General features: G+C 67.9%; 13 protein-coding genes. 2 read left to right on the top strand and 11 right to left on the bottom strand.

What is annotated here, in order from left to right; genetic code table 11:
- Positions 1-7: 7 nt before the first annotated feature.
- Both G6N07_RS03295 and G6N07_RS03290 read left to right on the top strand, forming a co-directional pair.
- Positions 8-910, top strand: a complete 903-nt coding sequence (locus G6N07_RS03295; RefSeq protein ID WP_085192394.1) for a class I SAM-dependent methyltransferase — start codon at positions 8-10, stop codon at positions 908-910.
- 2 nt (positions 911-912) lie between these two features.
- Entirely contained in the window at positions 913-1,821 is a 909-nt protein-coding gene (locus tag G6N07_RS03290) for a class I SAM-dependent methyltransferase (protein ID WP_085192395.1), read from the top strand.
- A gap of 29 nt (positions 1,822-1,850) precedes the next feature.
- Here G6N07_RS03290 and sppA read toward each other — a convergent pair whose 3' ends face one another.
- From sppA to rplE, 11 genes are all read right to left on the bottom strand, one after another.
- On the bottom strand, positions 1,851-3,632 hold the full coding sequence (gene sppA / locus G6N07_RS03285; protein ID WP_085192396.1) for a signal peptide peptidase SppA: 1,782 nt from the start codon (positions 3,630-3,632) through the stop codon (positions 1,851-1,853).
- Positions 3,633-3,745: 113 nt separating this feature from the next.
- Positions 3,746-5,005: an HNH endonuclease signature motif containing protein gene (locus tag G6N07_RS03280; protein ID WP_244949039.1), complete on the bottom strand. Its 1,260-nt coding sequence runs from the start codon at positions 5,003-5,005 to the stop codon at positions 3,746-3,748.
- Entirely contained in the window at positions 4,947-5,282 is a 336-nt protein-coding gene (locus G6N07_RS20090; RefSeq protein ID WP_235849918.1) for a hypothetical protein, read from the bottom strand. Before G6N07_RS20090 ends, G6N07_RS03280 begins: the two co-directional genes overlap by 59 nt.
- A 198-nt stretch (positions 5,283-5,480) precedes the next feature.
- Entirely contained in the window at positions 5,481-5,930 is a 450-nt protein-coding gene (gene rplO / locus G6N07_RS03275) for a 50S ribosomal protein L15 (protein ID WP_085192397.1), read from the bottom strand.
- 4 nt (positions 5,931-5,934) lie between these two features.
- Entirely contained in the window at positions 5,935-6,114 is a 180-nt protein-coding gene (gene rpmD / locus G6N07_RS03270) for a 50S ribosomal protein L30 (protein WP_011854818.1), read from the bottom strand.
- A gap of 2 nt (positions 6,115-6,116) precedes the next feature.
- A complete protein-coding gene (gene rpsE / locus G6N07_RS03265) occupies positions 6,117-6,788 on the bottom strand; it encodes a 30S ribosomal protein S5 (RefSeq protein WP_085192398.1) in 672 nt (223 codons plus the stop codon).
- 31 nt (positions 6,789-6,819) lie between these two features.
- Positions 6,820-7,221: a 50S ribosomal protein L18 gene (gene rplR / locus G6N07_RS03260; RefSeq protein ID WP_085192399.1), complete on the bottom strand. Its 402-nt coding sequence runs from the start codon at positions 7,219-7,221 to the stop codon at positions 6,820-6,822.
- 3 nt (positions 7,222-7,224) lie between these two features.
- Entirely contained in the window at positions 7,225-7,764 is a 540-nt protein-coding gene (gene rplF, locus G6N07_RS03255) for a 50S ribosomal protein L6 (RefSeq protein WP_085192400.1), read from the bottom strand.
- 13 nt (positions 7,765-7,777) lie between these two features.
- Entirely contained in the window at positions 7,778-8,176 is a 399-nt protein-coding gene (gene rpsH / locus G6N07_RS03250; RefSeq protein WP_011558445.1) for a 30S ribosomal protein S8, read from the bottom strand.
- A 93-nt stretch (positions 8,177-8,269) separates the two neighbouring features.
- On the bottom strand, positions 8,270-8,455 hold the full coding sequence (locus G6N07_RS03245; RefSeq protein WP_059101363.1) for a type Z 30S ribosomal protein S14: 186 nt from the start codon (positions 8,453-8,455) through the stop codon (positions 8,270-8,272).
- A 4-nt stretch (positions 8,456-8,459) separates the two neighbouring features.
- Positions 8,460-9,023: a 50S ribosomal protein L5 gene (gene rplE / locus G6N07_RS03240; RefSeq protein ID WP_085192401.1), complete on the bottom strand. Its 564-nt coding sequence runs from the start codon at positions 9,021-9,023 to the stop codon at positions 8,460-8,462.

The raw sequence follows: 9,023 nt of genomic DNA, 5'->3' as shown, positions 1-9,023 counted from the left end.
CATCGTCATGGCCCGTACCGAAGGTGACACCTGGGATCTGGCGTCCAGCGTCGGCTCCACGGCGACCGGCGTGGCCGCCTTACGCGCGCTGGCGTCCAAACAGCGCGACCCGCTGATCTTCGATCCGTACGCCGATCCGTTGGTCAAGGCCGTGGGGCTGGAGCACTGCAACCGACGCGCCGACGGCGAGATGCACGTCGAGGGCCACCCGATGCTCGACAACCGGCGCGCCTGCGAGCAGATTGCGGTGCGCACGCGGTTCTTCGACGACTTCCTCTCCTCGGCGGGTGCTGCAGGTGTGCGTCAGGCGGTGATCTTGGCGTCCGGCCTCGACACCCGGGGCTACCGGCTGGACTGGCCCGCCGGGACCGTCGTCTACGAGATCGACCAGCCGGAGGTGATCGAGTTCAAAACCCGCACCCTGGCCGCCCTCGGCGCCTCCCCCGCCGCCGAACTGCGCAGCATCGGAGTGGACCTGCGCGACGACTGGGCCCAGGCATTGCGGCACAGCGGCTTTGACGCGAGTGCGCCGACGGCGTGGATCGCCGAGGGGTTGTTGATCTATCTTCCGCCCGAGGCGCAGGACCGGCTGTTCGACGCAATCATGGCGCTGTCCGCACCGGGTAGCCGGATCGCCACCGAGCACATGGATTTCGGTGGTTGCGGCGACGCCTGGCTACAGCGGGTCGGCGAATGGTCCAAGCAGGTGGGCTCCGACGTGGACCTACTGGACCTCTTCTACACCGCAGACCGCACTCCGGCCGGCACCTATCTGGCCGGACGGGGTTGGAAGATCGAGGTGCTGACCTCGCCTGACGCGTACGCTGCCAACGGGTTCGAGTATCCGAAGGACATGGCCGCGGTGGCCGCCGGCTCCGGCTATCTGACGGCGACGTTGGAAATGAGGTAGGCATGGCGCGCGCCGACGGCGACAGTTGGGACGTGGCGTCGAGTGTGGGGGCGACGGCCACCATGGTCGCCGCGGGCAGGGCCGTCGCGAGCCGGGATCCGCGTGGCCTGATCGATGACCCGTACGCCGCTTTGCTGGTGCGGGCCGTCGGTATCGACTTCTTCACCAAGGTTGCCGACGGCGACTTCGACCTGACCGGGATGGATCCGGCCGCAGGCGCGGAGATGCAGGCGCGTGTCGACGAGATGGCCCTGCGGACGAAGTTTTTCGACGATTACTTCCTCGCTTCGACCGCCGCCGGAATCCGTCAGGTCGTGATCCTGGCCTCGGGCCTGGATTCGCGCGCCTACCGACTGCCGTGGCCCGACGGCACGGTGGTGTTCGAGGTCGACCAGCCTGCGGTGATCGAGTTCAAGACGTCCACGCTGGCCGGCATCGGGGCGAAGCCCACGGCTCAGCGAAGGACCGTCGCGATCGACCTGCGGGAGGACTGGCCTGCCGCGCTGCGGGCGGCGGGTTTCGACAGCACGGCGCCGACGGCGTGGTGCGCCGAAGGGCTGCTGATCTATCTACCGCCCGAGGCCCAGGATCTGTTGTTCGACAACGTCACCGCGTTGAGCGCACCAGGCAGCACGGTGGCGACCGAGTACGTGCCGGGGATCATGAACTTCGATGCCGAGAAGGCCAGGGCCGGCACCGCGCAGATGCGCGAGTTCGGCCTCGATCTGGACATGCCGTCGCTGGTGTACCACGGGGACCGCAAACACGTCGTCGAGTACCTGACGTCACTCGGGTGGCAGATGACGGGCCTCCCACGCGCGGACCTATTCGCCCAACACGGGGTGCCGACGGTGGAACACGACAACGATCCGCTCGGCGAGATTGTCTACGTCAGCGGCCGACTCCAGTAACCCCGCGTCGCTGCCCTCCTGCCCGGCGCTCAGAACCTATAGTCACCGAACCACACTGCGCTGACGCCACTCATCGACCGCTCGGCCTGGTCGATGATATTGACCACCGACCGGCCGACCAGCACACCGAGGGCGTCGGGCAGCGACGCCGCCGCGGGCTGCGAGGACTGCTTGGGGCGCAGCATGTCGAGCAGCGACGACGCCGGGTAACCGATGATGCGCACGTCGGTGTCGGGTTCCAGGCCGGCGAGCATCTTGGCCCGGTCGATGGCGGTGCGCAGCCCGCCGAGTTCGTCGACAAGGCCGCGTTCCCTGGCGTCGGCACCGGTCCACACGCGGCCGCGCGCCACCTTGGAGACGTCGTCCACGGACAGCCCACGGCCGTCGGCGACGCGTTCGACGAAATCGGTGTAGAACAGGTCGGCCTCGGCCTCGACGTGGGCCTGCTGCTCGTCGGTGAACGGCGAATCGGCCGACCACGCATCGGCGTTGGCGTTGGTGCGCACCGAATCCGAGCCGACACCGAGCCTGTCTTTGAGTTCGCGGGCGACGAGCTTGCCGGTGACCACGCCGATCGATCCGGTGATGGTGCCCGGGTTGGCGACGATGGCGTCGGCACCCATCGAGACGTAGTAGCCGCCGGATGCGGCGACCGCACCCATGGAGGCGACGACGGGCGTGCCGTTCTCGCGGGCGCGCAGCACCTCACGCCAGATGGTCTCCGAGCCGGTGACCGAACCGCCGGGGCTCTCGACACGCAGCACGATCGCCGAGACGTCCTTGTCTGCGGCGGCTTCCCGCAGTGCGGCAGCAATGGTGTCGCCGCCGGCGCTCGAATTGCCCAGCGGCAGTGGGCCGGGCCCGCCACGGCCGCTGACGATCGGCCCGTGCAGGGTGACCACCGCGATGGTGGGCTTGGCTTTGCGGCCGGGGATCGGCGGGCCCCCGCCGGGTGCGGTGGCACGTGCATAGCGGGAGAGGAACAGCCGCGGCGGCGCATCGGGGGTGTCGACGTTCTGAGGTGAGATGTCCGTGGCTCCGGTCAGCTCCGCGATCCGCGCGTAGGCCTCGTCACGGAAGCCGATGCGGTCGACCAGGCCGCTGTCGACTGCGGCGTCACGCAGCAGCGGGGCCTTGTCGGCGAGGGCGTCGATGTCTTTGGTATCGAGCTTGCGTGACGCGGCGACGGCGCTGAGCACCTGCTGGTTGAGGCTCTCGATGAGTCGGCTGTCGGCTTCGCGGTGCGGCTCGGTGTAGCTGTCCTGGGTGAAAAGGTTTGCCGCCGACTTGTATTCGCCACGCGCGGTGAACTGGGCCTGGATGCCGGCTTTGTCGAGCGCATCGCGCAGGAACAGCGCGCTGGTGGCGAAGCCGACGAGCCCGACGGCGCCCGACGGCTGCATCCACACTTCGCCGAACGCCGAGGCGAGGTAGTAGGACAGCGTGCCGGGATAGGTTTCGGCCCAGGCAACCGAGGGCTTCTTGGCACTGAAGGCAGCGATGGCCTCCCGCAGTTCCTGGACTGGGGCGGCGGGTGCGGCGGTGATCTGCACACGGGCGATCAGGCCGGCCACGCGGTCGTCGTCGGCGGCGCGGTGGATGGCGGCCACGGCCTGACGCAGCACCATGGGACGCCCGCGAGCCGAGATCATCGCCAGCGGGTCGAAGCCGCTGGTCTCCGGCGGCACCGACATCAGGTCGAGTTCGAGCACGCAGCCGCTGGGGATGCCCTTGTGGCGAGCGGTGTCGACCCGTCGCACCAGGGCGCGCACGTCGTCGGCGCCGGGGATGCCGGGTAAGAAGGCGAACATAGGACCGAGGGTACCGGCGTGCGGGGATGCTGATGATGATCGCGCCGCTGGAGCTGTTGGCGTACGCGGCTCGGGGGGCCCGGGAGACGTGGATGCAGGTGGTGCGGCGCGCGTCAGAACGGGGGTGGTCTGTTGCGTTCGGCGACGAGGTCGTCGTTGAGTCGGCGTTGCGCTTCGATGTAGCGGGCGCGGTTTTGGGCGCGGGTGCGGCGGCGTTTGGGCATGGCCAGGCCGCGGTCTTTGGTGGGTTCCGGGCTCTGCTGTAGTGGCGCCTCGGCGGTGGGCGTGCACAGAGTCGGGAACAGCAGTGTGCTGCCGGGGTGGGTGGCGTAGGTCTGGCCGGTCGGTGAGGTCCAGACGACCGTGCCGTCGGCGAGTTGTTCGTCGCGCCAACCGGTTTCACCGATCCAGAAAGTTTTGAGCAAGTGGTGTTTTCGACACAGACATTTGAGGTTCGACGCGCAGGTCGGACCGGCGGGGTAGGGCACGGTGTGGTCGATGTCGCAGCGGTGAGCGGGTCTGTCGCAGTTGGGGAAGCGGCAAGTCAGGTCACGGCTGCGGATGAAGTCCTGCAATGCCGCTGAGGGTCGGTGCTGCGGTTCGGGTGGGGCGTCGCCGGGGTGGGTGATCGGCCTGATCCTGGCGCGGTCGAGGAAGGCGCCGAGCACGGCGGCGCCGAGCATGCCGCCACCGAGGACGAACGCCGATGCCGGGCAGGCTGGCCGCGGCGCGGGAGGTGGTTGCGGCGCGGACCCGACGGCGTCCTCCGGCTCGGCGGCCTCCGGCTGCGGCCCAGGTGCGTTCGCCGCGGCTCGGGCATGGTCCAGAGTGGCTTGCTCCGTGACGACGTGGATGACGACGTCTTTGGCGGGGCGGCCGTCGCGTGCGCCGGGGCAGTCGGGGTTGTCGCATTCGCAGCGCAGGCTGGTGCCGGTGGCGATCGTGGCCAGTGCGTCGTTGCGGCGCTCGTCCATGGTGCGGGGGTCCTCGGCGCATACCGAGTGCGCCATGTCGTGGACGCGTTGTTCGAGGGCGACGCCGTCGGGAGAGTACATGCGCGCCCAGACGGTCATGAAGCCGGCGGCGTCCCCGATGAAACCGAACTCCGTTCCGCGCTCCTGCGGGGCGTCTTTGATGTGCCGCAGCGCTCCCGGGTCGTGGGCCTCGACCAGGGCGTCGATGGCAGCGGTGGTCTTCCGCTCCGATTTGGGGCCCCATGTGGTGATCTGGTCAGCCAGAGCGGCATCGACGGCGGCCATGAGATCGGGATCGGTGATCAACAGGGTGCGGGCGACGATGGAGCGCACGAGCAGATCACTGATCAGCCCACGTTCGAACAAGGCGGCGACCTTGGGGAGACGGTCGCGCAGCATGACCGCGCGGTGGGTCTGGAACATCGCGAGCTTTTCGGTGATGTTCTCCGGCGGCGGCCAGTTCGCTGACCGCGCTTGCTTCGGGGTCGACGAACCAGTTGTTGCGGTCGGTGGCGTCGTCGAGGCCGGTGCGGCGGCGGAACACCTCGGCCATGACGGCCAGTTTGCGCGCTGCGGCGGCAGATTCGACCCGTGTCCACCCGCCGGCGGCCGCGACCAACTCGGCGTCACCGAGCGCACGCAGATCGCCGACCTCGGGCAACGAACCATCGAACATAGTTTCGATTGTTTCAGAGGGGTACGACAAGTCCGACCCCAAAACCGCACTGATCCCGACGAATTCACCCCTCGGGGATCACCCCGTCCCCCGGCATGATGGCGATCGAGGGATTCGATCGGCTGAGCCACACGCCTAACCCACAAGCGCACGAAGACCCCGACACACCGAAGTGTGCGGGGTCTCCGTGCGGACGTGTCAGGACAGTTCGGTCGCCGAACCGCCTGCGGCCGTGATCTTCTCGCGGGCGCTGCCGCTGAACTTGTGCGCGGTGACGTTGACCGCAGCGCTCAGCTTGCCGTCTCCGAGCACCTTCACCAGCGTGTTCTTGCGAACCGCACCGGAGGCCACCAGCTCGTCGAGGCCGATGTCGCCACCGTTCGGGAACAGCCGGCCGAGATCGCCGACGTTGATGACGGCGTACTCGGTGCGGAAGCGGTTGCGGAAGCCCTTGAGCTTCGGCAGCCGCATGTGGATCGGCATCTGGCCGCCCTCGAACCCGGCGGGGACGTTCTTGCGCGCCCCGGTGCCCTTGGTGCCGCGGCCCGCGGTCTTGCCCTTCGAACCTTCACCGCGGCCGACACGCGTCTTCGCGGTCTTCGACCCGGGGGCCGGCTTCAGGTCGTGAAGTTTGATCGGCTGTGTCATCGTCTCAGACCTCCTCTACGACGACGAGGTGATGCACGGTCTTGATGAGGCCGCGGGTCTGCGCATTGTCCTCCCGGACGACCGACTGGCGGATCTTCCGCAAGCCGAGCGTGCGCAGGCTCTCCCGCTGGTTCCAGCGCGCACCGATGGTGCCGCGCACCTGGGTGATCTTCAGTTCCGCCATGGTCACACCGACCCTTCACGTGACGAGGACGCGGCGAGCGCGTCGGCCTCACGGCGAGCCTTGAGCATGCGCGCGGGGGCGACGTCCTCCAGGGGCAGGCCACGTCGGGCCGCCACTTCTTCGGGACGCTGGATCATCTTCAGCGCGGCAACGGTGGCATGCACCACGTTGATCGCGTTGTCGCTGCCCAGCGACTTGGCCAGGATGTCGTGGACGCCGGCGCATTCCAGCACCGCGCGTGCCGCTCCACCGGCGATCACACCGGTACCGGGGCTCGCCGGACGCAACATCACGACACCCGCGGCGGCCTCACCCTGCACCGGGTGCACGATGGTCCCGCCGATCAGGGGAACGCGGAAGAAGCCCTTACGGGCCTCTTCGACACCCTTGGCGATGGCGGCCGGAACCTCCTTGGCTTTGCCGTACCCGACCCCGACCATGCCGTTGCCGTCGCCGACGATCACCAGGGCGGTGAAGCTGAAGCGCCGTCCACCCTTGACCACCTTGGAGACACGGTTGATCGAGACGACACGCTCGAGGTAGTTGCTCTTGTCGCCACCGTCGCGCCCGCGGCCGCCACGGTCGTCGCGGCGGCCACGACCATCGCGGTCACCCCGCGAGCCCCGGCCGTCGGATGTCGCCGGCCCGGCATTGTTCGCCTGCTCGGCCATCATGCAGTCCTTCCAGTGTTGAACACGTCGGTCATCAGAACTTCAGCCCGCCTTCACGAGCGGCGTCGGCGAGCGCGGCGATACGTCCGCCGTAGCTGTAACCGCCACGGTCGAACACCACCTCGTCGATACCCGCCGCCTTCGCGCGCTCGGCGATCAGCTGACCGACACGCACGCTGTGCGCCTTCTTGTCACCGTCGACGGCCCGCACGTCACCCTCGATCGAGGATGCGGCGGCGAGCGTCGTGCCGGTGAGGTCGTCCACCAACTGTACGTGGATGTGCCGCGAGGAGCGGTTCACCACCAGACGCGGCCGCTGTGCGGTGCCCGCGACCTTCTTGCGCAGCCGTGCGTGACGGCGGATGCGGTCCCGTCGGCGCGTCTGGGAGATGTTCGCCCCGACCGGCTTGTGCTTGGTATCCGTTGCCTGTGCCATCGCTTACTTACCTGTCTTTCCGACCTTGCGGCGGATCTGCTCACCCTCGTACCGCACGCCCTTGCCCTTGTAGGGGTCGGGGCGGCGCAGGCGGCGGATGATCGCCGAGATCTGGCCGACCTTCTGCTTGTCGATACCCGAGACCGAGAACTTCGTGGGCGTCTCGACCGCGAAGGTGATGCCCTCCGGCGGCTCGATGACCACGGGATGGCTGTACCCGAGCGCGAACTCCAGGTTGGAACCCTTGAGCGCGACGCGGTAACCGACGCCGTAGATCTCCATCTTGGTGGTGTATCCCTGCGTGACGCCCTCGACCAGGTTGGCCACCAGCGTGCGGGACAGCCCGTGCAGCGAGCGGTTGCGCCGCTCGTCGTTGGGCCGGGTCACCACGATGGCGCCCTCGTCATCACGGGCGACGACGATCGGTTCGGCGACCGCGAGCGACAGGGCGCCCTTGGGCCCCTTCACCGAGACGTTCTGACCCTCGATCGTCACATCGACTCCGGCAGGAACCGGAACCGGCTGCTTTCCAATACGCGACATGTTTCCTACCCCCTCACCACACGTAGGCGAGGACTTCGCCGCCCACGCCGGATCGCGCTGCCTGACGATCGGTGAGCAGACCCGAGGACGTGGAGATGATCGCCACGCCCAGGCCGCCGAGCACCCGAGGCAGATTGGTGGACTTTGCGTAGACCCGCAGGCCGGGCTTGGAGACCCGGCGCAGGCCGGCGATGCTGCGTTCGCGGCTCGGGCCGTACTTGAGCTGCACCACCAGGGACTTGCCCACGCGGGCGTCCTCGGTGCGGTAATCGGAGATGTAGCCCTCGGACTTGAGGATCTCGGCGATGTTCGCCTTGATCTTCGAGTGCGGCAGAGTCACCTCGTCGTGGTACGCCGAATTGGCGTTGCGCAGACGTGTCAAGAAGTCTGCGATCGGATCCGTCATGGTCATGACAGCCGGTTCACCTTTCTCGCGGCGGTTCCCAGACCCGAGACTTCGGGCTCCAGGGCCTTCCGCAACTGCTTTGTTAGTGGTTGGGCTGGCTTACCAGCTGGACTTCTGCACACCGGGCAGTTCGCCGGCGTGGGCCATCTCGCGAAGGCAGATTCGGCACAGGCCGAACTTGCGGAAGACGGCGTGCGGGCGGCCGCAGCGCTGGCAGCGGGTGTAGGCCCGCACTTTGAACTTCGGCTTCTTGTTGGCCTTGTTGACCAGTGCTTTCTTTGCCATTAGCTCAGTTCTCCTTGAAGGGGAAGCCCAGCGCCCGCAGCAGCGCTCGTCCTTCGTCGTCGGTCGTCGCCGAGGTGACGACGGTGATGTCCATGCCGCGGGGGCGGTCGATGCTGTCCACGTCGATCTCGTGGAACATCGACTGCTCGGTCAGGCCGAAGGTGTAGTTGCCGGTGCCGTCGAACTGCTTGGGGTTCAGGCCGCGGAAGTCGCGGATACGCGGCAGCGCGATCGCCACCAGGCGGTCCAGGAACTCCCACATGCGGTCGCCACGCAGCGTCACGCGGGCACCGATCGGCATGCCCTCGCGCAGCTTGAACTGGGCGATGGACTTGCGGGCGCGGCGGATCTCCGGCTTCTGGCCGGTGATCACGGCGAGGTCGTTGACCGCACCGTTGATCAACTTCGCGTCACGGGCGGCGTCACCGACACCCATGTTGACGACGACCTTCACCACGCCCGGGATTTGCATCACGTTGGCGTAGCCGAACTGCTGCTGCAGCGACTCGCGAATTTCCTCGCGGTAGCGCTGCTTGAGCCGGGGAAGAGTTTTCTCTGCAGTGGTCAT

The sequence above is a fragment of the Mycolicibacterium doricum genome, assembly GCF_010728155.1.
GTDB lineage: Bacteria > Actinomycetota > Actinomycetes > Mycobacteriales > Mycobacteriaceae > Mycobacterium > Mycobacterium doricum.
Note: the sequence above shows the minus strand (reverse complement) of the source record. Positions and strands in the feature narration are given on the sequence as shown.

What these genes read in the sequence shown, in the direction of transcription:
- G6N07_RS03295 (WP_085192394.1), top strand. Translation starts at nt 8, where the DNA reads ATGGCCCGTACCGAAGGTGACACCTGGGATCTGGCGTCCAGCGTCGGC.
- G6N07_RS03290 (WP_085192395.1), top strand. Translation starts at nt 913, where the DNA reads ATGGCGCGCGCCGACGGCGACAGTTGGGACGTGGCGTCGAGTGTGGGG.
- sppA (WP_085192396.1), bottom strand. Translation starts at nt 3,632, where the DNA reads ATGTTCGCCTTCTTACCCGGCATCCCCGGCGCCGACGACGTGCGCGCC.
- G6N07_RS03280 (WP_244949039.1), bottom strand. Translation starts at nt 5,005, where the DNA reads ATGCTGCGCGACCGTCTCCCCAAGGTCGCCGCCTTGTTCGAACGTGGG.
- G6N07_RS20090 (WP_235849918.1), bottom strand. Translation starts at nt 5,282, where the DNA reads ATGTTCGATGGTTCGTTGCCCGAGGTCGGCGATCTGCGTGCGCTCGGT.
- rplO (WP_085192397.1), bottom strand. Translation starts at nt 5,930, where the DNA reads ATGACACAGCCGATCAAACTTCACGACCTGAAGCCGGCCCCCGGGTCG.
- rpmD (WP_011854818.1), bottom strand. Translation starts at nt 6,114, where the DNA reads ATGGCGGAACTGAAGATCACCCAGGTGCGCGGCACCATCGGTGCGCGC.
- rpsE (WP_085192398.1), bottom strand. Translation starts at nt 6,788, where the DNA reads ATGATGGCCGAGCAGGCGAACAATGCCGGGCCGGCGACATCCGACGGC.
- rplR (WP_085192399.1), bottom strand. Translation starts at nt 7,221, where the DNA reads ATGGCACAGGCAACGGATACCAAGCACAAGCCGGTCGGGGCGAACATC.
- rplF (WP_085192400.1), bottom strand. Translation starts at nt 7,764, where the DNA reads ATGTCGCGTATTGGAAAGCAGCCGGTTCCGGTTCCTGCCGGAGTCGAT.
- rpsH (WP_011558445.1), bottom strand. Translation starts at nt 8,176, where the DNA reads ATGACCATGACGGATCCGATCGCAGACTTCTTGACACGTCTGCGCAAC.
- G6N07_RS03245 (WP_059101363.1), bottom strand. Translation starts at nt 8,455, where the DNA reads ATGGCAAAGAAAGCACTGGTCAACAAGGCCAACAAGAAGCCGAAGTTC.
- rplE (WP_085192401.1), bottom strand. Translation starts at nt 9,023, where the DNA reads ATGACCACTGCAGAGAAAACTCTTCCCCGGCTCAAGCAGCGCTACCGC.